The 25,876-nt window shown below is 61.2% G+C and carries 28 protein-coding genes and 1 tRNA gene; 18 read left to right on the forward strand and 11 right to left on the reverse strand.

Annotation, left to right across the window (positions count from 1 at the left end):
* Positions 1-10: 10 nt before the first annotated feature.
* The 4 genes from R8871_RS32835 (at position 11) to tatC (ending at position 2,295) form a co-directional block, all read left to right on the forward strand.
* The gene (locus R8871_RS32835) at positions 11-376 is read left to right on the forward strand and encodes a histidine triad nucleotide-binding protein (RefSeq protein WP_012434499.1); all 366 of its coding nucleotides are present in this window, start codon (positions 11-13) and stop codon (positions 374-376) included.
* Positions 377-683: 307 nt separating this feature from the next.
* Positions 684-923 carry a Sec-independent protein translocase subunit TatA gene (gene tatA / locus R8871_RS32840; RefSeq protein WP_093643459.1) on the forward strand — a complete coding sequence of 80 codons (240 nt, stop codon included), beginning with the start codon at positions 684-686 and terminating at the stop codon, positions 921-923.
* A gap of 39 nt (positions 924-962) precedes the next feature.
* Positions 963-1,481: a Sec-independent protein translocase protein TatB gene (tatB, locus tag R8871_RS32845; RefSeq protein ID WP_175054128.1), complete on the forward strand. Its 519-nt coding sequence runs from the start codon at positions 963-965 to the stop codon at positions 1,479-1,481.
* 34 nt (positions 1,482-1,515) lie between these two features.
* The gene (gene tatC, locus R8871_RS32850; RefSeq protein ID WP_054036635.1) at positions 1,516-2,295 is read left to right on the forward strand and encodes a twin-arginine translocase subunit TatC; all 780 of its coding nucleotides are present in this window, start codon (positions 1,516-1,518) and stop codon (positions 2,293-2,295) included.
* 97 nt (positions 2,296-2,392) lie between these two features.
* On the opposite strand, the gene R8871_RS32855 is transcribed toward tatC, so the two are convergent.
* Positions 2,393-3,616 (reverse strand): Do family serine endopeptidase, encoded by a 1,224-nt coding sequence (locus tag R8871_RS32855; RefSeq protein ID WP_054036636.1) that lies wholly within the window; start codon positions 3,614-3,616, stop codon positions 2,393-2,395.
* A gap of 19 nt (positions 3,617-3,635) precedes the next feature.
* On the opposite strand from R8871_RS32855, the gene R8871_RS32860 reads away from it, so the two are divergent.
* The 8 genes from R8871_RS32860 to R8871_RS32895 all read left to right on the forward strand — a co-directional run bounded on the left by R8871_RS32860 (position 3,636) and on the right by R8871_RS32895 (position 10,249).
* Positions 3,636-4,382 carry a Nif3-like dinuclear metal center hexameric protein gene (locus R8871_RS32860; RefSeq protein ID WP_153137564.1) on the forward strand — a complete coding sequence of 249 codons (747 nt, stop codon included), beginning with the start codon at positions 3,636-3,638 and terminating at the stop codon, positions 4,380-4,382.
* 221 nt (positions 4,383-4,603) lie between these two features.
* Positions 4,604-5,224, forward strand: a complete 621-nt coding sequence (gene petA, locus R8871_RS32865) for a ubiquinol-cytochrome c reductase iron-sulfur subunit (protein WP_120289276.1) — start codon at positions 4,604-4,606, stop codon at positions 5,222-5,224.
* Complete coding sequence (locus R8871_RS32870; protein WP_175054129.1) at positions 5,224-6,603, forward strand: cytochrome b; 1,380 nt, start codon at positions 5,224-5,226, stop codon at positions 6,601-6,603. The genes petA and R8871_RS32870 overlap by 1 nt, the downstream gene beginning before the upstream one ends.
* A gap of 22 nt (positions 6,604-6,625) precedes the next feature.
* Entirely contained in the window at positions 6,626-7,381 is a 756-nt protein-coding gene (locus tag R8871_RS32875) for a cytochrome c1 (protein WP_175054130.1), read from the forward strand.
* A 95-nt stretch (positions 7,382-7,476) separates the two neighbouring features.
* Positions 7,477-8,088, forward strand: coding sequence for a glutathione S-transferase N-terminal domain-containing protein (locus R8871_RS32880; protein WP_006052302.1), 612 nt, complete (start codon positions 7,477-7,479; stop codon positions 8,086-8,088).
* 74 nt (positions 8,089-8,162) lie between these two features.
* Complete coding sequence (locus R8871_RS32885; protein ID WP_093643469.1) at positions 8,163-8,684, forward strand: ClpXP protease specificity-enhancing factor; 522 nt, start codon at positions 8,163-8,165, stop codon at positions 8,682-8,684.
* Between the two features lie 19 nt (positions 8,685-8,703).
* A tRNA-Thr gene (locus R8871_RS32890) sits at positions 8,704-8,779 on the forward strand.
* A 345-nt stretch (positions 8,780-9,124) separates the two neighbouring features.
* Positions 9,125-10,249, forward strand: coding sequence for a methyltransferase (locus R8871_RS32895; RefSeq protein WP_175054131.1), 1,125 nt, complete (start codon positions 9,125-9,127; stop codon positions 10,247-10,249).
* 59 nt (positions 10,250-10,308) lie between these two features.
* Here R8871_RS32895 and R8871_RS32900 read toward each other — a convergent pair whose 3' ends face one another.
* Positions 10,309-11,580 carry a TIGR03862 family flavoprotein gene (locus R8871_RS32900; protein WP_175054132.1) on the reverse strand — a complete coding sequence of 424 codons (1,272 nt, stop codon included), beginning with the start codon at positions 11,578-11,580 and terminating at the stop codon, positions 10,309-10,311.
* A gap of 395 nt (positions 11,581-11,975) precedes the next feature.
* Between R8871_RS32900 and R8871_RS32905 the strand changes: the two genes are divergently transcribed.
* Entirely contained in the window at positions 11,976-12,185 is a 210-nt protein-coding gene (locus R8871_RS32905; protein ID WP_175054133.1) for a DUF1059 domain-containing protein, read from the forward strand.
* Positions 12,186-12,274: 89 nt separating this feature from the next.
* On the opposite strand, the gene R8871_RS32910 is transcribed toward R8871_RS32905, so the two are convergent.
* Positions 12,275-12,595 (reverse strand): type II toxin-antitoxin system HicA family toxin, encoded by a 321-nt coding sequence (locus R8871_RS32910; protein WP_074282059.1) that lies wholly within the window; start codon positions 12,593-12,595, stop codon positions 12,275-12,277.
* A gap of 386 nt (positions 12,596-12,981) precedes the next feature.
* Between R8871_RS32910 and R8871_RS32915 the strand changes: the two genes are divergently transcribed.
* Positions 12,982-13,824, forward strand: a complete 843-nt coding sequence (locus R8871_RS32915) for a class I SAM-dependent methyltransferase (protein WP_097390525.1) — start codon at positions 12,982-12,984, stop codon at positions 13,822-13,824.
* 41 nt (positions 13,825-13,865) lie between these two features.
* On the opposite strand, the gene R8871_RS32920 is transcribed toward R8871_RS32915, so the two are convergent.
* Together R8871_RS32920 and R8871_RS32925 are read right to left on the reverse strand one after the other, a co-directional pair.
* A complete protein-coding gene (locus R8871_RS32920) occupies positions 13,866-14,420 on the reverse strand; it encodes a DUF1415 domain-containing protein (protein ID WP_175054134.1) in 555 nt (184 codons plus the stop codon).
* 92 nt (positions 14,421-14,512) lie between these two features.
* Complete coding sequence (locus tag R8871_RS32925) at positions 14,513-15,154, reverse strand: TetR/AcrR family transcriptional regulator (RefSeq protein WP_175054135.1); 642 nt, start codon at positions 15,152-15,154, stop codon at positions 14,513-14,515.
* A gap of 153 nt (positions 15,155-15,307) precedes the next feature.
* Between R8871_RS32925 and R8871_RS32930 the strand changes: the two genes are divergently transcribed.
* Complete coding sequence (locus tag R8871_RS32930; RefSeq protein ID WP_175054136.1) at positions 15,308-16,591, forward strand: MFS transporter; 1,284 nt, start codon at positions 15,308-15,310, stop codon at positions 16,589-16,591.
* Between the two features lie 186 nt (positions 16,592-16,777).
* The gene (locus R8871_RS32935; RefSeq protein ID WP_175054137.1) at positions 16,778-17,371 is read left to right on the forward strand and encodes a nitroreductase family protein; all 594 of its coding nucleotides are present in this window, start codon (positions 16,778-16,780) and stop codon (positions 17,369-17,371) included.
* A 93-nt stretch (positions 17,372-17,464) separates the two neighbouring features.
* Here the strand turns inward: R8871_RS32935 and R8871_RS32940 are convergent, their stop codons facing one another.
* Entirely contained in the window at positions 17,465-18,940 is a 1,476-nt protein-coding gene (locus R8871_RS32940) for an MFS transporter (RefSeq protein WP_175054138.1), read from the reverse strand.
* Between the two features lie 190 nt (positions 18,941-19,130).
* Here R8871_RS32940 and R8871_RS32945 point away from each other — a divergent pair, with 190 nt between their 5' ends.
* Complete coding sequence (locus tag R8871_RS32945; protein ID WP_175054139.1) at positions 19,131-20,381, forward strand: Hsp70 family protein; 1,251 nt, start codon at positions 19,131-19,133, stop codon at positions 20,379-20,381.
* 112 nt (positions 20,382-20,493) lie between these two features.
* Here the strand turns inward: R8871_RS32945 and R8871_RS32950 are convergent, their stop codons facing one another.
* Positions 20,494-20,697, reverse strand: coding sequence for a cold-shock protein (locus tag R8871_RS32950; protein WP_007180251.1), 204 nt, complete (start codon positions 20,695-20,697; stop codon positions 20,494-20,496).
* Positions 20,698-21,226: 529 nt separating this feature from the next.
* Here R8871_RS32950 and R8871_RS32955 point away from each other — a divergent pair.
* Positions 21,227-22,822, forward strand: coding sequence for an APC family permease (locus tag R8871_RS32955; RefSeq protein ID WP_175054140.1), 1,596 nt, complete (start codon positions 21,227-21,229; stop codon positions 22,820-22,822).
* Between the two features lie 130 nt (positions 22,823-22,952).
* On the opposite strand, the gene R8871_RS32960 is transcribed toward R8871_RS32955, so the two are convergent.
* The 4 genes from R8871_RS32960 to prmC all read right to left on the reverse strand — a co-directional run bounded on the left by R8871_RS32960 (position 22,953) and on the right by prmC (position 25,875).
* Positions 22,953-23,738: a DODA-type extradiol aromatic ring-opening family dioxygenase gene (locus tag R8871_RS32960; RefSeq protein ID WP_175054141.1), complete on the reverse strand. Its 786-nt coding sequence runs from the start codon at positions 23,736-23,738 to the stop codon at positions 22,953-22,955.
* Between the two features lie 219 nt (positions 23,739-23,957).
* Positions 23,958-24,557 (reverse strand): UbiX family flavin prenyltransferase, encoded by a 600-nt coding sequence (locus R8871_RS32965; RefSeq protein WP_175054142.1) that lies wholly within the window; start codon positions 24,555-24,557, stop codon positions 23,958-23,960.
* 49 nt (positions 24,558-24,606) lie between these two features.
* Positions 24,607-24,918, reverse strand: a complete 312-nt coding sequence (gene grxD / locus R8871_RS32970) for a Grx4 family monothiol glutaredoxin (protein WP_012434475.1) — start codon at positions 24,916-24,918, stop codon at positions 24,607-24,609.
* Positions 24,919-25,023: 105 nt separating this feature from the next.
* Positions 25,024-25,875, reverse strand: a complete 852-nt coding sequence (gene prmC / locus R8871_RS32975; protein ID WP_175054143.1) for a peptide chain release factor N(5)-glutamine methyltransferase — start codon at positions 25,873-25,875, stop codon at positions 25,024-25,026.
* Position 25,876: the final 1 nt, after the last annotated feature.

Raw genomic sequence — 25,876 nt, forward strand, 5'->3', positions numbered from 1 at the left:
CAGGAATACGATGAGCCACGACCCGAACTGCCTTTTCTGCAAGATCGCCGCCGGCGAGATTCCGTCGACCAAAGTCCATGAAGACGACGAATTCGTTGCCTTCCGCGACATCCGTCCGGCCGCTGAAACTCACGTGCTGGTGATTCCCCGCAAACACATCGCCACGCTGTCGAATTGCACCGAAAGCGACGCACCGCTGCTTGGTAGAATGCTTGTTCTGGTGGCGCGTTTGGCCGACCAGCTGGGTGTGGCTTACACCGGCGGCGAAACGGGTTTTCGTACGGTCATCAATACGGGTCCGGGCGGCGGCCAGGAGGTGTATCACCTGCATGCGCACATTCTCGCCGGACCGCGTCCGTGGCAGCGCATGGGCTGATAGAGCGGGCTGATAGAGCGGGCTGACTGAGCTAGCTGACTAAGCAGGCTGACTGAGCAGACTCGGAAATAACCGCAGGCTGCGAGGCGCGCGGCGAGTTTTGGCCGCCGACAATAGCAGGGCCGTTTTTTTGCTGCACTGTAACGACGCCGACCCGATCGTCGGGTCAGAATGGCACACCATGTCGCGGGTTGAATCGAAACAGCTCGCGGCAACGTATAGATGGAGCGTACGCGCTTCGATTCACGCCGCAAGGCGCACGAGTTTTGCCGCATCACGTGCGGTGTCGGGGTTAAGGAGAGTAGTCATGGGTTCGTTGAGCATTTGGCATTGGCTGATCGTGTTGCTGATCGTGGCGCTCGTGTTCGGCACGAAGAAGCTGCGCAATATCGGTACCGATCTGGGTGGCGCGGTGAAGGGCTTCAAGGAAGGCATGAAGGAAGCCGAAACACCCGCAGGCGAAGCGCAGCAGCGCGAACTGCCGCGCAACGGCGCGGTAGATGTGGATGCGAAGGAAAAGACGCCGCGTTCCGGCGATTACCGCTAAGCCGCGGCCCAACCGCGTTACTGACGGACACTTCACTTCATGCTGGACCTCGGTCTAACCAAGATGGCGCTGATCGGCGTCGTCGCGCTGGTCGTACTCGGGCCTGAGCGCCTGCCTCGCGTTGCCCGCACGGCCGGCGCGCTGTTCGGCCGCGCGCAGCGGTATATCAACGACGTCAAGGCCGAAGTCACCCGCGAAATCGAACTCGACGAATTGCGTCGCATGAAGACCGAGTTCGAAGCGGCGGCCAGCAACGTCGAAACCTCCGTTCAGGACAATCTGCGCAAGCACGAAACCGAACTGAACGACGCGTGGAATAGCGGCACGTCGGTGTCGCCGAGCATTGCCGGCGGCGCGCTTGAAGACGTCAGCAATTCGCCGTGGCAGACCAGCACGCCACCGTCAGGCCCCAAACGCAAGAACTGGCGCGTCAAGCAGACGGCGATGCCGACCTGGTACAAGCGCGCCACCACGCGCCGCACGCGTGTGCAGTCGGGCGCGGCGCGCGTGGCGCGGCATACGCCGGCCACCATGCGTCGTCCGACGCGGTTCTTCTGATGATCAGAACGACAATCTCTAACCGAGGGCCGGTGTGAGCGACCCCCAGCAAACCCAGGACGAAGGCACTGAAGAGACCTTCATTTCCCACCTCGTTGAATTGCGCGACCGTATCATTCGCGCCGGCCTGGCCGTCATCGTGGTGTTTGTCGGGCTCGTGTATTGGGCGCCGGATATCTTCCGGCTGCTGGCGCGGCCCTTGATGCAGAATCTGCCGAAGGACGGCAAGATGATCGTCACGGATGTGACCGGCTCGTTCTTCGTGCCGATGAAGGTGACCATGCTCGTCGCCTTCGTGATCGCGCTGCCGATCGTGCTGTACCAGATCTGGGCGTTCGTCGCGCCGGGTTTGTATCAGCATGAGAAGAAGCTGGTCGGGCCGCTGGTGGGCAGCAGCTACACGCTGTTCCTGTGCGGCATGGCGTTCGCGTACTTCGTGGTGTTTCCGACCATCTTCCGCGTGATGGCGCACTACAACGCGCCGCTAGGCGCGGAGATGACTACGGATATCGACAACTACCTGAGCTTCGTGCTCACCATGTTCCTTGCGTTCGGCGTGACGTTCGAAGTGCCGATTGTCGTGGTGCTGCTGGTCCGCATGAACGTGCTGACCATCAAGAAGCTCAAGGAAATCCGTCCGTATGTGATTGTGGGCGCGTTCGTGATTTCAGCGGTGGTGACGCCGCCGGACGTGTTCTCGCAGCTGATCCTGGCAATTCCGCTGATCGTGCTGTACGAGGCGGGCATCATTGCGGCGCGGTTGATCGTCGGCAAGCAGAAGCCTGTGATTGCGGAAGATAGTCCGCCGGGTTGAGCGGCAGCGCAGAGAGACAAACAAAAAGGGCAGTCCATCACGGACCGCCCTTTTTGTTTTGCTGTCCTCCCACCACTGGGCCGCCATCTATCTCTTCTCAACCGCCGTCGTCGTCCTGCTGATCGCCGCCGCCGTTGTCTTCGGCTGGTTGCTTCGGCGGAGGCGGGCGCTTGCCGATCGTCACCTCCAGATCCATCTCGTGGCTCTTGCGTACCAGATGAACCTTCGCCGCCGTGCCCGGTTTGATCTGCGCGATGACATTCAGCAGGCGCGTGGTGTCGGTAATCTCCTGGCCGTTCACGCTGACCAGGATGTCACCCGGCTTGATGCCCGCACGGTCGGCCGGGCCGTTCTTCAGCACGCCCGCGACAATCGCGCCCGACTTCTGCTCGAGCCCGAACGATTCGGCGATTTCCGGCGTGACGTCCTGCGGCTCGACGCCGATCCAGCCGCGCGTGACCGAGCCCGTCGTGATGATGCTCTCCAGCACGCTGCGCGCGGTCGAGACCGGAATCGCAAAGCCGATGCCGAGCGAGCCGCCTGAGCGCGAATAGATGGCGGTATTGATGCCGAGCAGATTGCCGTTCACGTCGACCAGCGCACCGCCCGAGTTGCCCGGGTTGATGGCCGCGTCAGTCTGAATGAAGTTCTCGAACGTATTGATGCCGAGGTGATTGCGCCCCAGCGCGCTGACAATGCCCATGGTCACCGTCTGGCCGACGCCGAACGGATTGCCGATTGCCAGCACCACGTCGCCCACGCGGGTCTGGTCCATGCGGCCGAGTGTGATGGTGGGCAGGTTGGTCATGTTGACCTTCAGCACGGCCAGATCGGTCTCAGGATCGACGCCGATCACCTTCGCATTGGTGGTGCGGCCGTCGGCGAGCGCGATTTCGATCTGATCGGCGCCGTCCACGACGTGCTGGTTCGTTAGAATGTAACCTTCCGAACTCACTATCACCCCAGAGCCGAGATTCGACGCGGGTTGCTCCTGCTGCTTGCCTTTGTTCTTGTCGCCAAAGAAGTAGCGGAACAGCGGATCTTTCGCGCGCGGATCGGGTGGCAGCGAGCCATCCTTGCTGGAGAACACATTGACGACCGCGGGCATGGCCTTTTGCGCGGCGTCCGCATAGGACGCCTGTGCAGGACCCGTGCCGATGCCTGGCGCCACTTCCCGAAGGGCGACGATCGGTTCGGCGAGTTGCTTGCCGAATTGCCCTTGACGCTGGAGCCACTGCGGTTTAAGGGTCGCAATGATGAACATCAGCGCCAACAGCACAGTCACCGCTTGGGCAAAGAACAGCCAAAAGCGTCTAAGCATCTGAAGACTAGAGGTTTATATGGATCGGATCGAACTTGAATTGTACTTGAACAATCTCCTTGAAACCGCGCGCTTCAAGGACTATTGCCCCAATGGATTGCAGGTGGAAGGCCGGCGCAGGATCAATAAGCTCGCGACCGGCGTGACGGCTTCGGTGGCCTTCCTCGAGGCCGCGCTCGACTGGGGCGCGGACGCGGTGCTGGTCCATCACGGCTACTTCTGGCGCAACGAGGCGCCGCAGATCACCGGCCGCAAACACGCACGGCTGAAGCTGCTGATCGCCAACGACCTGAACCTGTTCGCCTATCACCTGCCGCTCGACGACCATCCCGAGTTCGGCAACAACGCGCAGATCGGCCAGAAGATGGGCTGGATCAGCGACGCGCGCTTCGGCGAGAACGATCTCGGCTGGCTCGCCACGTTCCCGATGCCGATCACGCTCGCGCACTTCACCGCGCAAGTCGAGCAGACGCTCGGCCGCACGCCGCTCGTGTTCGGCGACCCGGATCGCGAACTGCGCCGCGTGGGCTGGTGCACGGGCGCCGCGCAAGGCATGTTCGACGCCGCGATCAATGCCGGCGCCGATGTCTACCTGACCGGCGAAGTGTCGGAATCGGTGATGCATACCTCGGCGGAAAGCGGCGTGGCGTTCCTCGCGGCCGGTCATCACGCCACCGAACGTTTCGGCGTCCAGGCGGTGGGCAAGCATCTGTCCGAGCAGTTCGATATCGAACACGTGTTTATCGATATCCCTAATCCCGTCTGAATTGAAAATCGGCATTAGATGAGAAAAAGGCACGAATAACGCAGAGGGTGCTTAAAAGGAGGTGCGAAAAAGTTTGCGATCCGTACGGAGAAACCCTGAGTTATCAAGGGCTTCGCACGGTTTTTGGCAATGGGGCCTTGTAAATGCCGACTCCATTCGCGCAAACTAGCGGCGGTAGAAGCGACGTGAAGGAAAAATCCAACTCAGAAGTGGGGCGTGTAATGCGAGACAAGGAAGATGAACGCGTCGACGGCGGCCGCCGTACCTGGCTGATAGCGACGACCGTAGCAGGTGGCATAGGAGGCGTTGCCACTGTCGTACCCTTTGTTAGTTCGTTTGCACCATCTGAAAAGGCCAAGGCGGCAGGCGCCCCGGTCGAAGTCGATATCAGTGATCTCAAGCCCGGCGACATGAAGACCGTCGCCTGGCGCGGTAAGCCCGTCTGGATCATCAACCGCACCGACAGAATGCTGGCCGATGTCCAGAAAGCCGATAACGAAGTAGCGGATCCCCACACCAAGAATCCTTTTTCGATGCCGTTGCCGGAGTACTGCAACAACGAATTCCGTTCGCGCACCGATCACAAGAATCTTTTCGTCGCCGTTGCCGTGTGCACCCATCTGGGCTGTACGCCGACGCCGCGCTTCCAGGAGGGCGCGCAGCCCAATCTTCCGGACGACTGGCCAGGCGGCTTTTTGTGCCCCTGCCACGGCTCGACCTATGACATGGCCGGCCGCGTCTTCAAGAACAAACCTGCGCCGCAGAACCTCGACATCCCGCCTTACATGTTCACGTCGGCCACCGGCCTCGTGATCGGCAAGGACGAGAAAGGAGAAGCGTAATGGCGATCGAACATGAAGTAGAGACGACCGGGCTGGTCGGCTGGATCGACCGGCGCTTTCCGCTGACGTCTACCTGGAAGAAGCACGTTTCCGAGTACTACGCGCCGAAGAACTTCAACTTCTGGTACTTCTTCGGTTCGCTCGCGTTGCTGGTGCTGGTCAATCAGATCGTCACCGGCATCTTCCTCACCATGAACTACAAGCCCGACGCGACGCTCGCGTTCTCGTCGGTCGAGTACATCATGCGCGAGGTGCCGTGGGGCTGGCTGATCCGCTATATGCACTCCACGGGCGCTTCGATGTTCTTCGTCGTCGTGTACCTGCACATGTTCCGCGGGCTGATGTACGGTTCGTACCGCAAGCCGCGCGAACTGGTCTGGATCTTCGGCTGCGCGATCTTTCTGTGCCTGATGGCCGAGGCGTTCTTCGGCTACCTGCTGCCGTGGGGCCAGATGTCGTTCTGGGGCGCGCAGGTGATCGTAAACCTGTTCTCGGCGATTCCGTTCATCGGACCAGACCTGTCGCTGTGGATTCGCGGCGACTACGTCGTCTCGGACGTCACGCTGAACCGCTTCTTCGCGTTCCACGTGATCGCGATTCCGCTGGTGCTGATCGGGCTGGTGGTTGCTCACCTGGTGGCGCTGCACGAAGTGGGGTCGAACAACCCGGACGGTATCGAGATCAAGGCGAAGAAGGATCCGGACGGCATTCCGCTCGACGGCATCCCGTTCCATCCGTACTACTCGGTGCACGACTTCATGGGCGTGACGGTGTTCCTCGCGATCTTCGCGGCGATCATTTTCTTCGCGCCGGAGATGGGTGGGTACTTCCTCGAAGCGAATAACTTCATTCCCGCCAATCCGCTGCAAACGCCGCAGGAAATTGCGCCGGTGTGGTACTTCACCGCCTTCTATGCGATGCTGCGCGCCACCACCGATCCGTTCAAGATCGTGTTGATGATCATCATCGCGCTGCTCGGTTTGTTCGCGCTGGTGCGCGCACGCGGCAAGTGGAAGCTCGGTTTGCCGGTGCTCGCGGTGCTGGTGGTTCTGGCCATGGCGTTCACCGAATCGAAGTTCTGGGGCGTGGTGGTGATGGGCGGCGCGGTGATCTCACTGTTCTTCCTGCCGTGGCTCGACCGCTCACCGGTGAAGTCGATTCGTTACCGGCCGTTTTTTCACAAGGTGTTCTACGGGATCTTCGTGCTCGCTTTCCTGACGTTGGGCTTCCTCGGCACTAAACCGCCGTCGCCTGCCTCGACGTTGATTGCCCAGATCTGCGCGCTGATCTATTTCGCGTTTTTCCTCGGTATGCCCGTCTGGACGCGGCTTGGCACGTTCAAGCAGCCGCCCGAACGGGTGCGGTTCAAGCCCCACTAATCGCGAGCCCGGAGAACACGAAATGAAAAAACTGCTTTCGACGTGCGCGCTGATCGGCGCGACACTGCTCGCGGTGCTGGCCGGACCGGCGCACGCGGACGAGAATTTCCCTCTCGACCGCGCGCCCGATAACGCGGAGAATTTTGCTTCGTTGCAGCATGGCGCCCAATTGTTTGTAAACTACTGCCTGAATTGCCATAGCGCGAATCTGATGCGCTATAGCCGGCTGACCGACCTCGGCATTACGCCGAGCGAAATCCAGTCGAACCTGCTGTTCACCACGGACAAAATCGGCAACACCATGACCGTGGCGATGCGCCCGGACGACGCGAAAGCGTGGTTCGGCGCGAGTCCGCCGGATTTGTCGGTGGAAGCGCGGGCGCGCGGCAAGGACTGGCTCTACACGTACCTGCGCAGCTTTTATCGCGACAATACGCGGCCAACCGGCTGGAACAATCTGGTGTATGAAAACGTGAGCATGCCTCACGTGTTGTGGCAGCTTCAGGGGCAACGTACCGCGAAGTTCGGTGACGAAGTCGACGAAAAAACAGGCGAAACGGTGCACAAATTTGTCGGCTACCAACAGGTCACGCCGGGGACGATGTCGCCGGTAGATTATGATTCTGCTGTGGCCGACCTCGTGTCGTACCTGTCATGGATGTCCGAACCGACGCAGAAAACCCGCAAACAGCTTGGCGTGTGGGTGCTGCTGTTCCTCGGCGTCCTGAGCTTTTTCGCCTGGCGACTGAACGCCGCGTACTGGAAACATATCAAATAATCACGCCGTCACCCGGCGTGGGGCCGGCGCCAGGAAAAACCTGTTGAACGGTTTTTCCGCGCGCTGGCCTTTCAGCTTTTTGAGGAAACGTAAACATGATGGTTCTGTATTCCGGCACAACTTGCCCGTTCTCCCAGCGCTGCCGGCTGGTGTTGTTCGAAAAGGGCATGGACTTCGAGATCCGCGACGTCGACCTGTTTAACAAGCCGGAAGACATCGCTGTGATGAATCCGTATGGTCAGGTGCCGATTCTCGTTGAACGGGACCTGATTCTGTATGAATCGAACATCATCAACGAATATATCGACGAGCGCTTCCCGCACCCGCAACTGATGCCGGCCGATCCGGTTCAGCGCGCCCGCGCCCGTCTGTTCCTGCTGAACTTCGAAAAGGAACTGTTCGTTCACGTCGGCACGCTCGAAAATGAAAAGGGCAAGGCCGCAGAGAAGAATCACGAGAAGGCACGTCTCGCGATCCGCGATCGCCTGACCCAGCTCGCACCGATCTTCCTGAAGAACAAGTACATGCTCGGCGAAGAGTTCTCGATGCTGGACGTCGCGATCGCGCCGTTGCTGTGGCGTCTGGACCACTACGGTATCGAGCTGTCGAAGAATGCAGCACCGCTGATGAAGTACGCCGAGCGCATTTTCAGCCGCCCGGCTTATATCGAAGCGCTGACACCTTCGGAAAAGGTGATGCGTCGTTGAGTTTGGCTTTGGGGTGAGGGCGCCGCGTCTCGATTGTTTTCCGTGCGCGCCCAAACCCGGTAAGAGGACTGTTGATGCAAGAGATTTCAACCAAGCCTTATCTGCTGCGCGCGCTCTACGAGTGGTGCACGGATAACGGCTACACGCCGCATATCGCGGTCCGGGTCGACAATCAGACGCGCGTGCCGCGGCAGTTCGTGCGCGATAACGAGATCGTGTTGAACATCAGCTTCGAGGCGACCAGCCAGTTGCAGATGGGCAATGAATGGATCGAGTTCAGCGCGCGCTTCTCCGGCAAGTCGCACAAGATTGAAGTGCCGATCGCCAATATTCTCGCGATCTACGCGCGGGAAAACGGGCAGGGCATGGCGTTCCCGGTCGAGTCGGCAGGCGGCGAGGCGCAGGATTCAGGCGCCGACGCGGAACTGGCGGACGAGACGGAAGCACCGGCCGCGCCCGTCAGCGTGGCGCCGCGTGCGGTCGAAACGTCGTCCGCCGCTGATGCCGCCAAAGCGGAAAGCGCGACGGACGGCCCGCAGCCTGACGATGATGGATCAAAAGGTGGCGGAAGGGCTCGCCTCAAGATCGTGAAATGAAGTAGAATCACGGCCTCATGCCGGCTTAGCTCATCAGGTAGAGCGCTTGACTTGTAATCATGAGGTGGCGGGTTCGAGTCCTGCAGCCGGCACCAGTAGTGCGAAAGCGGGTTTCTGAATAACTTCAGAAACCCGCTTTTTTATTTGCGGCGGGGATTTCGCAGCCCGAACGAGGGACGGGAACGGCGCATTTTTGCCAGATCTCATTCACCTTGTCGATTGTGGACATTTTAGTCTACGAGTCTCCTTCAAACCGCAGCAAAGTGCGATGGCATCAGCCCTGTGCGGGCAGCCGCCCACAGATACCGTCCCGCGAACCCGACCGGGAGAGGTACTATTCGGGCACCAGTCGGCATCACGATCAGTCACTCCGGCGGGCAACGCCCCCGAGACGCGAGTTTTCACCGCGTCACTCCTGCAACACAGACCCCACCTTCATCATGACCAGCCCCGCAACCATCACCTGGCCCGAAGCCGACGGCCCCCGCACTGCGCGTTGGCGCTCCGAAGCTGCGGTGCCGCCGCCCAGGCGCGTTGTCGTCGCCGATGACCGCACGACCGCCGACTCCGCCTATCGTCTCGCGTGCGAAGGCACCGCGCTGCTCTGGAACGGCGACTTTCAGAACGCCCGCCAATTGCTGCAAGCCGTCACGCGCCGGCTGGAGCGCAAGCCGCGCAAGCACGGCGAAACGCCGATCGACGCGTTCAACCTGCATCGCCAGGCACAGTCGCAACGCGCCCGCACGCTCGGCATGATCCTGATTCCGCTCGACGCCGCATACGCAATTCCGCTGCGTCGCGCGCCTGAAGTGCAACAGGCCTGTATCGAAACCTACGGGCCGTCTACCGACGAGCCCTCAGTTGTGTCGCTGCGCGAATTGCTCGGTCTGATCGGCGCGCACGAGTGGCGCAAGAAGGGCGTGGAAATTCCCGCGCTGGGTGAGCGCATCCATCCGCACTACGGCGTGTTTTCGCCGGTGCGCGGCGAATATGTGGATCTGGTCGCGCACACGCCGTTGCCGTCGTTGAACAAGGCGTTCGATATCGGCACCGGTACGGGCGTACTGGCTGCGCTGCTCGCCAAACGCGGCGTGAAAAAAATCGTCGCGACCGATCAGGATCCGCGAGCGCTGGCCTGTGCGCGCGAAAACCTCACGCGTCTTGGTTACGATCAGCAAGTCGACGTCGTGCGAGCCGATCTGTTTCCGGAGGGTCGTGCGCCGCTGGTGATCTGCAATCCGCCGTGGGTGCCGGCGCGGCCCGCCTCACCGATTGAATATGCGATCTACGATTCGGAAAGCCGCATGCTGCTCGGGTTTCTGGACGGACTGGCGGAACACTTGTCTCCAGGCGGGGAAGGCTGGCTGATCATGTCGGACTTCGCCGAGCATCTCGGATTACGTACGCGCGAGTGGTTGCTTGCCGCCATTGAAAAGGCGGGGCTGACGGTGGTGGGTCGCGAGGATATTCGTCCGCGGCACCCGAAGTCGACCGATGAAAACGACGCGCTGCATACGGCGCGCAAGGCTGAAATGACGTCGCTCTGGCGTCTGAAGGCGCGCTAAACGGTAGTGCTCGAGGGCGCGCGATGATGCGTCATGAGATGCAGCCAAAGAACGGCGTGTCAGACTGGCACGCCGCGCGCCTTGAGATACGCTAGTGCGCCACGTCCGGCTGCCAGCCCGCTGGCGAAGCAGGCGGTGAGCAGATAACCGCCGGTCGGCGCTTCCCAGTCGAGCATTTCACCCGCGCAGAACGCGCCGGGCAGATGTTCGATCATCAAATGTTGATCAAGCGCTTCGAAGGGGATGCCGCCTGCGGTGCTGATCGCCTCGGCGATAGGCCGCGCGCGCGTAAGCCGCACCGGCAGTGCTTTGATCGCATGCGCCAGGACATTCGCGTCGGCGAAGGCTTCCTTCGACAGAATCTCGTGCAACAAAGCCAGTTTTACGCCTCCAATGCCGACTCTGCCATGCAGGTGAGTCGACATGGAGCGTGAACCACGCGGTCGCGTGACTTCGGCCACGACACGCTCCAACGTCAAGCCTGGCGCCAGGTCCAGCGCGATCGTGACGTCGCCGTCGGCGAGAATCCGCTCCCGGATGGCTGCCGACAGCGCGTAAATCAGACTCCCTTCGAGGCCGGTTTCGGTCAGAAGTATTTCACCTTGTCGATTGTGGACTTTATTGTCTACGTCGGTGAGCGTGATGGCCACGGATTTCACCGGCTGACCGGCGAAGCGCTCGCGCAGATAAGGGCTCCAGTCCGCATCGAAGCCGCAGTTCGCGGGCCGCAACGGCGTCACCGGCACCTCGCGTGCGCTCAGGAGCGGCACCCAGGCGGCGTCCGATCCAAGCCTTGGCCAGCTTGCGCCGCCGAGTGCGAACACCACGGCATCGCAGCTCACGCGTTGCTCGCCGTCGGGTGTTTCGAAGCGCAACGTGTGAGCCTCGGTGGCGCCGTCTTCGTTGTTCCAGCCGGTCCATTTGTGGCGCATGTGAAAGCGCACACCCGCTTCTCTCAACCGATGCAACCACGCACGCAGCATCGGCGCCGCTTTCATATCGGTCGGAAAAACCCGCCCCGAACTGCCGACGAAGGTTTCGACGCCAAGCCCATGCAGCCAGGCCCGCAAGGCGTCGGGACCGAACAGGTCGAGTAGGGGCGCGATCTGTTTGCGGCGCGCGCCATAGCGGCCAAGAAACGGCTCGAGCGGTTCCGAATGCGTGATGTTCATGCCGCCTTTGCCCGCCATCAGGAATTTGCGGCCAACGGATGGCATCGCGTCGTAGACGTCGACTTGCACGCCGTGCTGGGCAAGCGCCTCGGCGGCCATCAAGCCGGCCGGGCCGCCGCCGATCACGGCGACGCGGGCGGAATCGAAGGAGGATGACATGCGGTCCTGCAGATGAGCGGAGGGCGGCGCGTTGGCCTGATCTGACAATCGGCAGCGCGAAGGGCGCTATTTTCACACCGCCGGCAACGCAGGGCAAACGGCGCGCGGCGAACGGCCAACGAGTCAACCGACCAGCCCGAGCTAGCGGCCGAAAAGAGCTGGGTTCGGGCGTGTCGCAAACCCCTGCGCCCACGTTCGTCCCTTTGCTATTCACTCGCGCGACCTATACTTTTCAAACACCTTCCACCGGACGCAGTCCGCTTATTCCCCGCGTCACACTATCCCATCGCTCTCATTTCACCCGACGCGGCCAATGCAGCCGCGTCGCGGCCGGCGACGTGGCCTGCGCGCCCGCTGTTTGTCTGGATGTTTCGACGTTTAATCAGGAGATTGCCATGACTCGCAAATACATCGACTGCCGCGAGTTTCCGAGCGAAATGAATTGCACGGTTGCCCTATCCGCCGACAGCGAGAGCGAATTGCTCGACGCCGCCGTGCAGCATGCCGTCACGGTGCACAAACATACGGACTCGCCGGAACTGCGCTCGCAGCTCAAGACGCTCTTTCATGACGGCACGCCGCCGGTCGAGGGGCCGCGCGCGTAATTCGTTGTTCTTCTTTGAGCATGAAGGCCGGTTGACCCGCACGAACGGCGGCGCGCCGTTCGCGCTGGTCGCGGCGTTGTGTGGGCGTGCTAGCCGGGATATGCCTCATCCACCTTCAGTCCGGCCAGCTTGAAAATGACCCGCAGCGTTTGCGGTTTGATGTCGCGGCGCGAAGCGAGCGTTGTCATCACGAAGTCGAGTACTTTCGCGTACTTCAGCATCGTCAGGCACGTCTCCATGTCGACGCTGCCATCGCGCATGACCTCGGCCAGCCGCAGCATTTCGGTGGAGATGTCGCGTGCCATTTCCAGTTCGAGCTGCTGCTTTTCCGACCACGCAGGGGCGGCGGTGAGCTTCGCCAGCATTTCCTGAAACTTCTGTTCGACGTTTCCGTTGGGTACCGTGTCCATCGCTGCCTCTTCTATTTTCCAGGCGCGCGTCCGTTTGAGATCGCGGCGCGCTGCTGGTTACGTAACGTTCGGCCCGTGTTCCGGGACCGTCCTCCCCACATGCATTCGGTTCGCGTGATCGAAGCCACGGCCGGCAGCTTGTTGTTATGCGCGACACGGCTTACGCCATCGAGTGAGCCGGCCCGCAAGATGCTTTCAAGCCACGTCGGAATACGTCCCGCATAGTGCGTTTTGAGCAGGAAGTGTTCCAGGTTTATGGCATTTCTCGCATGGTCGACGCGGCTCCTTAGGTGAGCGGCCTGCGCTTTGGGTAAACTGGCAGCAACTTTTCCTTTTTTCCGTCATCTGTCGCACGTTCGCGTTGCAATCGATGGCGGTCCCCCACGATGTCCAGCAAAACCCACGAAATCCGTCCGAACCAGTCCGTCGAGTTGTTGAAGGAACTCCATATCCTCACGCGCGACGGCAAGATGAACCAGGACAGCCGTCGCAAGCTGAAGCAGGTCTACCACCTGTTCCAGTTCATCGAGCCGCTGCTGAAAGACCTCAAGGAGCAGCAGGGCGCGGTGACGCTCGTCGACCATGGCGCGGGCAAGTCATACCTAGGTTTTATCCTGTATGACCTTTTCTTCAAGGAGTTTCAGGACGCCGCTGGTGGGGCGTCGCACATTTACGGCATCGAAACGCGCGAGGATCTCGTGACGAAATCCGAGGAGCTGGCCGGGCGGCTGGGCTTCAAGGGGATGTCGTTTCTGAATTTATCGGTGGCGGAGTCGATTACGTCAGACCGATTGCCGGCGCAGATCGATATCGTGACCGCGCTGCATGCGTGCAATACCGCGACTGACGACGCGCTCCGGTTCGCTCTGGAAAAGCGTGCGAAATACATCGTGGTGGTGCCGTGTTGCCAGGCCGAGGTGGCGGGGGTTTTACGGCAGAACAAGGGTAAATCGCTGGGGAATGCGCTGACCGAAATCTGGCGGCATCCGTTACATACCCGGGAATTCGGCAGCCAGATTACCAATGTGCTGCGCTGCCTGCAGCTGGAAGCGCATGGATATCAGGTGAGTGTGACCGAGCTGGTCGGGTGGGAACATTCCATGAAGAATGAACTGATTATTGCCCAGTTCAAGGACCTGCCGAGACGACGGCCAACCGAGCGGCTGAATGAAGTGATGGAGACGCTCGGGATCGAGGAGCTGAAAGAGCGGTTCTTTGTCTCGGCCTGATCCGTCCTGCGGCGGCGGCTTTTTCATAGCCGCCGCGCGAATTACTTTTTCATCAATTCATTCCAGCCTTTAAGACCAATTCGCCGAAGCGTCTCCTGATTCCGCTCATAAATAGCTTCTGCATCGGGAAAAGCCTGAACCGCCCGTTCGATACTGTCTTCGCGAAGCAAATGCAAAATCGGATAGGGTGCGCGATTCGTATAGTTCTCGATATCGTCGGGCTCGCTGTCTTCAAACTGATAATGCGGGTGAAAACTGGCAATCTGAATAATGCCTTCCAGCCGAAGTTGCTTGACCATTCTCTCGGCGAAAAACAGGCAATCGTTATAGTCGAGAAAATCGCTGAGCGCGTTCGGTATAACCAGAAGCGTGGTATCCACCGCCTCAGGATTCGCTGCGACGAGTGCCTGAATCTCGGTTTCGAGATCGGCTAACACCCCTTCCATATCCACGGCGTCGCTCACGGCGTACCGAATCTGCCCTTTCACATGCACGGCTTTGGCAAAGGGGCACAAATTGAGCCCGATCACGGCTTCCGTCTGCCAATGACGGGTGGCGGCGATAACGGCATCATGAGATTCGGCGGGCGACGACATGGCAAGCAGCGAAAGAGGAAAGTGCCATTCTAACGGCGCGCAACGGTACCGATCCGCACCCTGCCGCAACAGGACGACTCAAACCTCAGCCCTCAACCCGCTTGGGTCCCGCTGCACGCCGCAGCGATCAACTGCGCCGCTACCTTCGGTGCGGCAAGAATTGGTCCGCAGCCCGGGCCGTAGGTTTGGCTGGCCGCGTACACGCCTTCGATCATCAAGCCCAGTCCGTTGGCCAAGGCCACCGGATCGTCGGCGCCTGCCGCAGTTGTCAGTTCCAGAAGCCGCGCCATCAATCGTTCCTTGTTGCGAAACACGAATTGCCGCGCCGGGTGCGTGGTGTCGGAAAACTCCACCGACACATTCACGAAAGGACAGCCGCGGTAATCGTCGACCGATGCGCGCACCGCCAGGTCGTCGAAATATTGTTGAAGCTGCCTGGCCGGCTCACCTGGATGCTTCGCAAAGCTCTTCTCCACGTAGCCGAAAAACTGCTCGTCCTTGCGCTCCAGATACGCCATTACCAATTCATCTTTCGACGAGAACTGCCGGTATAAGCTCATCTTGTTCACACCCGCGCGCTCGACCACCGCGTCGACACCGACTGTTCGCACACCCTCGCGGTAGAACAGTTCGTCCGCGGCGCGCAGTAGATGCTGTTGCGCCTCCGGACCGGCCGTCTGCGTGCTGCGTGCTCGCCGTGCGCCGGTTGGCTTGAGGGTTTCGCTATCGGACATGGATGCCACCTGAATTGAATTGATGCCTTGACATGTTACCGACCAGTAACTAACATCGCAACACCATTGTGACAGATCTGTCACAAGTCCTTTACCGAAGTCGTAACAATGCGAGCGGCGCGGCCTGCGGGGCAGGCGTCGATTGGAGAACCGATGAACTGGGCAGCGAGACTGATTGGCGGACGTTTCCACTACGGCTGGTTGACCGTGGCGGTGGTGTTTCTGGTGCTGCTGGCGGCGGCGGGCACACGCGCCACGCCGAGCGTGATGATGGTGCCGCTGGAGCATCAATTCGGCTGGAGCCGTGCGACGATTTCGCTCGCCATCTCCGTGAACATTGCGCTCTACGGACTGATGGGGCCGTTTGCGGCCGCGGCGATGCAGCGCTTCGGTGTGCGTCCTACTCTGCTGATCGCGCTCGGCACGATGGCGGCGGGGGTGGCGTTGTCTTCGCTGATGACGCATCCGTGGCAGATGGTTCTGATCTGGGGCGTGATGGTCGGCGGCTCGACCGGCGTGGCGGCGCTGTCTTTGTCCGCGACGGTGGTGACGCGCTGGTTCACCACTCATCGCGGTCTCGTGATGGGGATTCTCACGGCCAGTTCGGCGACCGGCCAACTGGTGTTCCTGCCGATGCTTGCGGCCATCGCCGAGCATTACGGTTGGCGTCAGGTGGTGTGGGTCGTCGCGGGCGCGGCGGCGGTTGTCTTGCCGCTCGTCGCGTTCCTGTTGCCGGAGCGGCCCGCGGATATGAAGTTGCGCCCGTTCGGCGAACCGGCCGACTCGCCGATTTCCAATTCCGTGACGAAGCAGAATCCGCTGGCCATCGCTTTCGGCACGCTCGCCATGGCGAGCAAGACGCGTGATTTCTGGCTGCTGTTCTTCAGCTTCTTTATTTGTGGCGCGAGCACCAACGGTTACGTCGGCACGCACCTGATCGCAATGTGTGGCGATTACGGCATGACCGAAGTGCAGGGCGCTTCCCTGCTTGCTGCAATGGGCATCTTCGATCTGTTCGGCACGACGCTGTCGGGCTGGCTGTCGGACCGCTTCAATAGCCGCGTGCTGCTGTTCTGGTATTACGGTCTGCGCGGTTTGTCGCTGATGTATCTGCCGCACGCCTTCGGCATCGATTTCTTCGGGCTGCCGTTGTTCGCGGTGTTCTACGGACTCGACTGGATCGCCACCGTGCCGCCCACCGTGCGTCTCGTAACCGATGTGTACGGAAAGGAAGCGGCGCCGGTCGTGTTCGGCTGGGTGGTCGCCGGCCACCAGCTCGGTGCGGCCTTCGCGGCGCTCGGTGCGGGCATGCTGCGCGCGAGCCTCGGCACGTACACGGTGGCGTCGATGATTTCCGGCGGACTGTGTCTGATTGCCGCCGTGATCGTGCTGCGGATCAACCGGCCGGCCAAGGTGCCGGAGCCGCAAACGGCGTAAAGCGGCGACCCTGCGCGCGACGAACAAGGCGCACCTGAGCAAACGGCCTCATACGAGGCCGTTTGCCATTGCAGTTGAGGTGAAAACTAAGTGTGTACTTGTTGGAGCGCGAGTGGCCCAGCCCGGTTATGCTATGAAGCCCCGGGCAGCCGCCCGTCGTTCATGAATTTCGACCGAGAGAAGCGCATGACCAACAAACCCGCCCCTACCGCAGTTGCCATTCACGAGCTGATTGCAGGTCGCTGGAGCCCGCGCGCGTATTCGAGCGAGCCGGTGAGCCGCGAGGATCTGCATTCGGTGCTCGAAGCGGCACGCTGGGCGCCGTCTTCGTATAACGCGCAGCCGTGGCGTTTCCTCGTATTCGACCGTAGCGTCGATGAAGTCTCGTTCAAGCAGGCTTTCGCCACGCTGGTGCCGTTCAACCAGGGCTGGAATGCGCCGGCGCCGGTGCTGATCGCGGTGACCACGCACACGCTCACCAACAAGGGCGAAGTGAACCGTTGCGCGCCGTACGACGCGGGCGCCGCGGCGATGGCGCTGGTGCTGCAGGCGCATGCGCTCGGTCTCGCCGCGCATCAGATGAGCGGCTTCGATCCGAACGCGTTCCGCACGGCGTTCAAACTGCCGCACGACGTCGACGTGATCGCCATCATTTCGCTGGGCCACTACGGCGATGTCGACAAACTCGATCCGGTGCTGCGTGAGCGCGAGAAGTCGGTGCGTCAGCGTTTGCCGCTTGCTGAAATCGCTTATGGCGGCGGCTGGAAGAAGGCGTTCTGAGTTCCTTCGCAACCTTGGTGGTGATAAAAACGCGCGGCGCTGACCGCGCGTTTTTTTGTTCTGCAATGGTCGCGATGCTTTAAGGGGTGTGGTTCATTCCTCGCCGTCCGCGACGCTCGAAAGCGGCGTGGCGACGTTCTCAAGCGACTTGCGCTCCGCATCCACGCCCCAGATCGCGGCGATCACCGCGGCGGCGAGCATCAGCCCCGAGCCGACCAGATAGCCCACAAACACTTCACTACGCTGATGCGTATCGATCAGCCGGCCGAAGAACGCCGGCCCGATGATGCCACCCAGCGCCGTGCCGAACGCGTAGAACACCGCGATCGCCAACGCGCGGATTTCGAGCGGAAACGATTCGCTGACGGTCAGATACGCCGAACTCGCCGCCGCCGAAGCGAAGAAGAAGACCACCATCCACGCGATCGTCTGCGTCACGACGGTGAGCATGTGCTGCTCGAACAGATAGCCGCTCAGCGTCAGCAGGAGGCCGGACAGCGCGTAGGTCGTGGCGATCATCTTGCGTCGCCCGATGACGTCGAAGAGCCGGCCGAGCACCAGCGGTCCAAGGAAGTTGCCGAGCGCGAACGGCAACAGATACCAGCCAATATGGTCGCCGGGCACCTGATAGAACTCGGTCAGCACCAGCGCATAGGTGAAAAAGATCGCGTTGTAGAAGAACGCCTGCGCTGTCATCAACGATAAGCCGACCAGCGCGCGCCGTCGGTGCAGGTTGAATAGCGTGTGAAACACCTCGCGCAGCGGCGTATGTCCGCGCGCCCGCAGTCTTAGCCGGGTGAGGTCGTCGTCGGCTAGTGCATGGCCTTCACTGCGAAAGCGCGTTTCTATGCCGTCGACGATCGAGCGTGCATCGTGTTCGCCGCCATGCGTCAGTAGCCAGCGCGGACTTTCGGGTACCCAGATGCGCATCGGCAGAATCCCCAGCGCCAATACCGCGCCGATGAAGAAACAGGCGCGCCAGCCCCAGTCGCCCGGCAGCAGATTCGGGTCGAGCAGGATCAGGGAACCCGCCGCGCCAAGCCCCGCGCCGACCCAGAAGGTGCCGTTGATGCCGAGGTCGGTCCAGCCGCGCACTCGCGCGGGCGTGAATTCCTGGATCGTCGAATTGATCGCCGTATATTCGCCGCCAATGCCTGCGCCGGTGAGAAACCGGAACAGCAGAAAACTGGCGAGATTCCAGGAAAAAGCGGTCGCCGCCGTAGCGGCCAGATACAGCGCAAGCGTGATGAAAAACAGCTTGCGACGGCCGAGCCGGTCGGTCAGCCAGCCGAAGCCGAGCGCACCGAGCACGGCGCCGGCAATGTAGGCGCTGCCGGCGAGGCCTACGTCGGCGTTGGTAAATTGCAACGATGGGCTAGACTTCAACGCACTCGCGACAGCGCCTGCGAGCGTCACCTCGAGACCGTCGAGCAGCCACGTCACGCCCAGCGCCACGACGATCAGCGAGTGAAAGCGTCCCCACGGCAAGCGGTCGAGCCGCGAGGGCAGGTCGGTTTCAATGACGGCGGCGTTTTTCTCGTGGACAGCGGCGGTAGGCGGCGCGCTCATTGCTACAAGTCTCCTGATTATCGAAATTTGGCGGCGTATCCTGTCGAATTCAGCAATTTTTGTTCCGTCGAGCGGACCTTGGTCAGCATTGCGGGCGTCCCGGAAAGCGTCAGTTGATGCTGATTGGGCTTTCGTGATACAAAGCCGCTCCCCTTTCTGTCCGCGCCAGCCGTGAGCGGCGATTCCTGCCATGAACTATTGCGCGATTGACTTCGGTACTTCCAATTCGGCCGTGGCCGTCCCAGACGGCGCTGCGCTTAGACTTGCGCCGGTCGAGGGCGCCTATACGACGCTGCCGACCTCCGTCTTTTTCAACACCGACGAGAACACCCGCGAATTCGGGCGTGCGGCGTTGGCAGCGTATATCGACGGATTCGACGGCCGTCTGATGCGTTCGATGAAAAGTATTCTCGGCTCGCCGCTCGCCGAGAATTCGACCGATCTCGGCGACGGTTCGGCGATCAAGTACACGGACATCATCGCGATTTTCGTCGACCATCTGAAGCGCTCGGCCGAGAAGAGCACGGGCGGCCCGATCAGCCGCGCGGTACTGGGCCGCCCGGTGTTCTTCGTCGACGACGATCCTCGCGCGGACCAGATGGCGCAGCAGCAGCTCGAAGCGGCGGCGCGTTCAGTCGGTTTGCGGGAGATTCACTTTCAGTATGAGCCGATCGCGGCCGCGTTCGACTACGAATCGCATCTGACTGAAGAAGGGCTCGTGCTGGTGGCCGACATCGGCGGCGGTACGTCGGACTTTTCGCTGGTGCGGGTGGGGCCGGAGCGGGTGAAGCGCGTGGAGCGCAAAGACGACGTGCTGGCCCACCACGGTGTGCACGTTGCGGGCACGGACTTCGACCGCCGTGTCGAACTGGTGACGATCCTGCGCGAACTCGGCTATCAGACGCTCGACCCCGAAGGCCGTGAGATTCCGAACCGCATCTATTTCGATCTGGCCACCTGGCACCTGATCAATACCGTCTATGCCCCGAAGCGCGTCAGCGAGCTCGCGCTCATGCGGCATCTGTTCCTCCAGACCAAACATCACGACCGCCTGATGCGCGTTGTGGACCGCCGGCTTGGGCATGCGCTGGCTGCTCACGCGGAAGAAGCGAAGATCGGCGTGGCGGCGGGTGGGGAGACGGTGATCGACCTCGACGAGGTGGAAGACGACCTGCGCCTCGCATTCGACGAAGCGCAGCTCATCAAGGCCGGTCAGGACGAGACGCAGCGCATCGTGCAGGCGGCTCGCGATACGGTGCAGGCAGCCGGTGTGGCCCCGCGCGACGTCAACGCGATTTACTTCACGGGCGGCTCGACCGGATTGGCGTTTCTATCGGGCGCATTGGCCGCGGCATTTCCGGATGCCAAAGCGGTATTCGGCGACCGTCTCGCCAGCGTCGCGACAGGTCTCGGTATTCACGCACGGCGTTTGTTCGGATAACCGAATTGCTCAAATTCATACTGCAAAGATAATCATCGAATGCAGTTACGACGAATATAAAAAAACCCCGCCGAGGCGGGGTTTTTTTGCGTCCAGAAGGAAGCGTGCTTGCTTACACCGGCTTGATGTTAGCAGCTTGCTTGCCCTTCGGGCCCGTCTTCACTTCAAACGTAACCTTTTGGTTTTCTTGCAGCGTCTTGAAGCCTTCCGTGCGGATTTCCGAGAAATGCGCGAACAGATCTTCGCCGCCGCCGTCCGGCGTGATGAAGCCAAAGCCCTTTGCGTCATTGAACCACTTGACGGTACCGGTTTCCATATTACTTGTTCCTAAAGATGGTAAATAAGGCCGAAGCCCAATGGGTGCGCATGAAAATCAAGGAAGGGGGTAATGGGACCAACCGGAGTACCGTTGATGGGCGAACTACGAAAGACCAATTCACTCGCCGCTTGAAATCCTGCCCGAACGTTATACGGCGATTTCGGGCGAAGGTCAACACTCTTGTCCCAACTTTACAAGATTTCGGCGGATTGGCGTAGAAATTGCTTACAAAGCTTGCTATTCGTCGGAGAATTTTGCTAGGGAGAACCCTTAGTTTCGCTGCAACGGCCGGGTGCAACCGTTAAACTACGCGCCGCGCGTCGGTTGCACCTGATTCTGGTCCGTCGCGCACGCATGCGCGTCACCCGTCCGCAACGCCACAAGCGATGTGACGCGGTGCCGACATGGTTCTGATGCAATCTGCACGGGACCGGAGCCAGTGCTTTGCATGGAGCCTGAGTAAGCGTTAAAGCGCCAACTCCGGCCGATCGCCAAAGCGCTAACTCTGGTCGACACAGGAGAAGATGTGAAAAGTTCTATACAACGGAACATCGGACCGGTCGCGTTACTGCTGACCGGCTTGGGTTCGATCATCGGATCGGGCTGGCTGTTCGGCGCGTGGAAGGCTGCAAAAATTGCCGGGCCGGCTGCCATTTGTGCATGGGTCATTGGCGCGGTGGTGATTCTCGCGATTGCCTTGACCTACGCAGAACTCGGCGCAATGTTCCCGGAGTCCGGCGGCATGGTGCGTTACGCGCGCTATTCGCACGGCGCGCTGGTTGGGTTCATCAGTGCATGGGCCAACTGGATCGCCATTGTCTCGGTGATTCCAATCGAGGCTGAAGCATCCATTCAATATATGAGTACCTGGCCGTATCCATGGGCGCATGCGCTATTCGTGGATGGGTCATTAACGACTAATGGGCTATTGCTGTCCGCGGCCCTCGTGATCATTTACTTCCTGCTGAATTACTGGGGCGTCAAGCTGTTCGCTCGCGCCAATTCGGCGATCACGGTCTTCAAGTTCCTGATTCCGGGCGCGACGATCGCCGGTCTGATGCTGACGGGCTTCCACAAGGAAAACTTCGGCGAAGTGAGCACCTTTGCGCCGTACGGCTGGTCGGCTGTGCTGACCGCAGTGTCGACGAGCGGCATCGTGTTCGCCTTCAACGGCTTCCAGAGCCCGATCAACCTCGCCGGTGAGGCGCGCAATCCGGCGAAGAGCGTGCCGTTCGCGGTGATCGGCTCGATCCTGCTGGCGCTGGTGATCTACGTGCTGCTGCAGATCGCGTACATCGGCGCGGTGAACCCGGCCGACGTCATGAAGGGCTGGAGCCACTTCAACTTCGCTTCGCCGTTTGCGGAACTGGCGATCGCGCTGAACCTGAACTGGCTGGCTATCCTGCTGTACGTCGACGCGTTCGTCAGCCCGAGCGGTACCGGCACGACTTACATGGCGACCACCACCCGCATGATCTACGCGATGGAGCGCAACAACACGATGCCGAAGATGTTCGGCAACGTGCACCCGTTCTACGGCGTGCCGCGTCAGGCGATGTGGTTCAACCTGCTGGTGTCGTTTATTTTCCTGTTCTTCTTCCGCGGCTGGAGTTCGTTGGCAGCGGTGATCTCGGTCGCGACCGTGATCTCGTACCTGACTGGCCCGATCAGCCTGATGGCGCTGCGCCGCGCGGCAACGGATCTCGAGCGCCCGCTGCACATTCCGGGCATGAAGTTCATTGCGCCGTTCGCTTTCGTATGCGCGTCGCTGATCCTGTATTGGGCGAAGTGGCCGCTGACCGGCGAAATCATTCTCTTGATGGTCGTCGCGCTGCCGGTCTACTTCTACTTCCAGGCGAAGTCGGGTTTTGGCGGCTGGGGGCGTGACCTGAAGGCTGCATGGTGGCTCGTGGCCTACCTGCCGGTGATGGCGATTCTGTCGCTGATCGGCAGCAAGGAGTTTGGCGGCCACGGCGTCCTGCCGTACGGCTGGGACATGCTGGTGGTGGCCGTCTTCTCGCTGGTGTTCTACTACTGGGGCGTGCATAGCGGCTACCGTTCGGAATACCTCGAAGAACGTCAGACGCACGACGAAGTGCTTGAGGGCATGGGCGCACACTAAGTTGCTGCGCTGAGCCTTCCGCCGGATCGTCATGATTCGGCACAGTACAAAAAAGCCCGCCTGAGTTGCTCAGGCGGGCTTTTTTCTTGGCGGCGCTTTGGCCTTGGTTCGGCGTTTCGCTAGCGTCGAGTCAGGCGGTGCCGAATACGTAATTCGTCATGGCGAGCGAGCGCTGATAAGTGCCGAGCGACTGAATCGCCAGCGAATAATCGTCGTCCGCCGCACCTAGGGCCGCGAACACGGGTAACAAGTGCTCGTCGGTCGGATGCATCAGCACCGCGTGCGGCGCCTGGCGGCGGTAGTCGAGCAACGCATCGATGTCGTGCGCGGCAAGCTTGGCCTCGAACCAGTCGGTGAACTCGGCCACACGCGGATCGGCATCGCCCGGACGTGCGGAAAAATCCGCTGCGCGCAGGTTGTGTGTGATCTGGCCCGAGCCGATCACCATCACGCCGTCTTCTTTCAGCGAGCGTAGCGCGCGGCCCACCCGGAAATGATGGGCGGCATCCATATGCGGCTGGATCGACAGTTGCGCGACTGGGATGTCGGCTTCCGGGAACATCAACAGCATCGGCACCCACGCGCCGTGGTCGAGCCCGTGCGGCTGGGCGTCGGTGAGGATGCCGTGTTCGCCGAGCAGCACCGCGGCACGGCGCGCCACATCGGGCGCGCCGGGAGCCGGGTACTGAATCTCATACAACTGACGCGGGAAGCCGTAGAAATCGTGAATGGTCTCAGGCGCCGTGGACGTGCTCACCACCGGTTGCGCCGTGCCCCAATGGGCTGACAGCATCAGCACGCTCTCAGGGCGGGGCAATTGCGCCGACAGTGCGCCGAATTCGGCGGACGGCAAGGAAGGGTCGATCGGCAGCGTAGGTGCGCCGTGGGAGAGGTAGAGCGACGGTAAGCGATTCATGGTAGCAACGCCGCCGCGGGAACGCGGCGCGGAAGTAGGGTTGCTATCAATATAGGTCCGTACCTGCGTTTGATAAACGGGTGAAAACGGAATTGATTGTGTCGCCGGTATTGTTAATGACGCTGGAGCGGTTGTGGCGCGCCGCTCGTTAGGTCGTGGCAATGCATGGGGCCTGCCTGCGTGCGCGTTAAGCGCGGCGGCGGTAGGTGGTCCTGCGAACTATTCCTGCGCGTCGCGCAAACCTTGCCACGCCGGCGACAAGGCCGGTCCCAACGCGAATAGATCCAGCACGCGTGCCACCGTGTGATCGACCATTTCGTCGATCGTCGTCGGTTGGTTATAGAAAGCGGGCAAGGGCGGAAAGATCACGCCGCCCATTTCGGTGACGGCCGTCATATTGCGCAGATGCGCGAGGTTTAACGGCGTTTCACGCACGAGCAGCACGAGCCGGCGGCGCTCTTTGAGCGTGACATCGGCGGCGCGGGTGATCAGGTTGTCGGAAAGACCGTGTGCGACGCTTGCCAGCGTCTTCATCGAGCACGGCGCGACCACCATGCCATCGGTTGCAAACGAGCCGGACGCGATACTTGCGCCGACGTCGCGCACCGAATGGACGACATCCGCGAGCGGATGCACGTCTTCTTTGCTTAGCTGGAGTTCGTGCTGGATATTGAGCCAGCCGGCGCTCGAAATCAGCAGATGGCTCTCGACGCCGCCCACCCGGCGCAACGTCTCGAGCAACCGGATGCCGTAAATGGCGCCGGTCGCGCCGGTAATCGCGACGATCAGCCGGCGCGGCGTCGCAGCACGTGTTTCCATGGCTCGCGGCGCCTTATCGGAGGACAACAAAGGTTCGGACAGCGGCTCTTTAAGCCGCGGCGAACAGTTGCTGCAGTTCGCCCGATTCGTACATTTCCATCATGATGTCCGAGCCGCCGACGAATTCGCCCTTCACGTACAGCTGCGGAATGGTCGGCCAGTTCGAGAACTGCTTGATGCCCTGGCGGACTTCGTCGTCTTCGAGCACGTTGACGGTTTTGATTTCGCCGACGCCGCATGCCTTCAGGATCTGGATGGCGCGGCCGGAAAAGCCGCACATCGGGAACTGGGCGGTGCCCTTCATGAAGAGCACGACGTTGTTTTCGTCGACGATTTGCTTGATGCGTTGTTGCGTATCCATGACTGACCTTGCGGTTCCGTTATGTGTAGGGAATAGGCTGAAATGATAGCGGATTTCGGTAACACCGGCCGAGGGCCGCTTTGCCACTTCGGCGATTAGGGCCATTCATCGAGGTAAGCCGGGCCAGCGTCCGCCGCTGATTCGCTCGATGCCGGCGAGATCCTGCTCCGAGCGGACTTGCGTAAAACCCTCTGCCGTCAGCAGGTCGCGCACGGCTTCCGCCTGATCGTACCCGTGTTCGATCCACAATACGCCATTGGCGGCCAGGCGTGTGGGCGCGCCCGCGACGATCTTGCGGATCGCGCTGAGTCCATCGGCTTCGTCGGTGAGCGCGCCGCGCGGCTCGAAGCGCAGATCGCCTTCCAACAGATGCGGATCGCCGCTCGCGATGTACGGCGGGTTGCTGACGATCACGTCAAAGCGCAATGCTGCGTCTAGCGAGCCGTACCAGTCGCTTTGCTGCAGGTCCACGAGTCCGCCGGGGCGTTTGGCATCCAGCAGACGCGCGGCGTTGCGCGTGGCTACCGCCAGTGCTTCAGCGGAACGATCCAGCGCCCAGACCTGCGCATCGGGCCGCATCGACGCGATGGCCACGGCGATTGCTCCGGTGCCGGTGCCCAGATCGAGTACGCGCGGGCGCGAGATGTTTTCCATCGCGGCCAGCGCCGTTTCGACCAGCAGTTCGGTTTCGGGACGCGGAATCAGCACGTCCGGTGTCACTTCGAAATCAAGCCCGAAAAATTCGCGCGCGCCGACCAGTTGCGCCACCGGCTCGCCGGCGACACGCCGCCCTTCCAGGGCCCGGTATCGTTCGACTATTGAGCCGTCGAGCGTCTCATCGCTGCGCGTAATCAATTGCGTATGCCGCCAGCCCAGCACGTGCGTGAGCAGAATCCGCGCTTCGAGCGACGGCAGTGGCGAGGCGCGCAATAGCGCTGCTGGCGTGACCGGAGCCATC

It is taken from the genome of Paraburkholderia sediminicola (assembly GCF_902859805.1).
Lineage (GTDB): Bacteria > Pseudomonadota > Gammaproteobacteria > Burkholderiales > Burkholderiaceae > Paraburkholderia > Paraburkholderia sediminicola.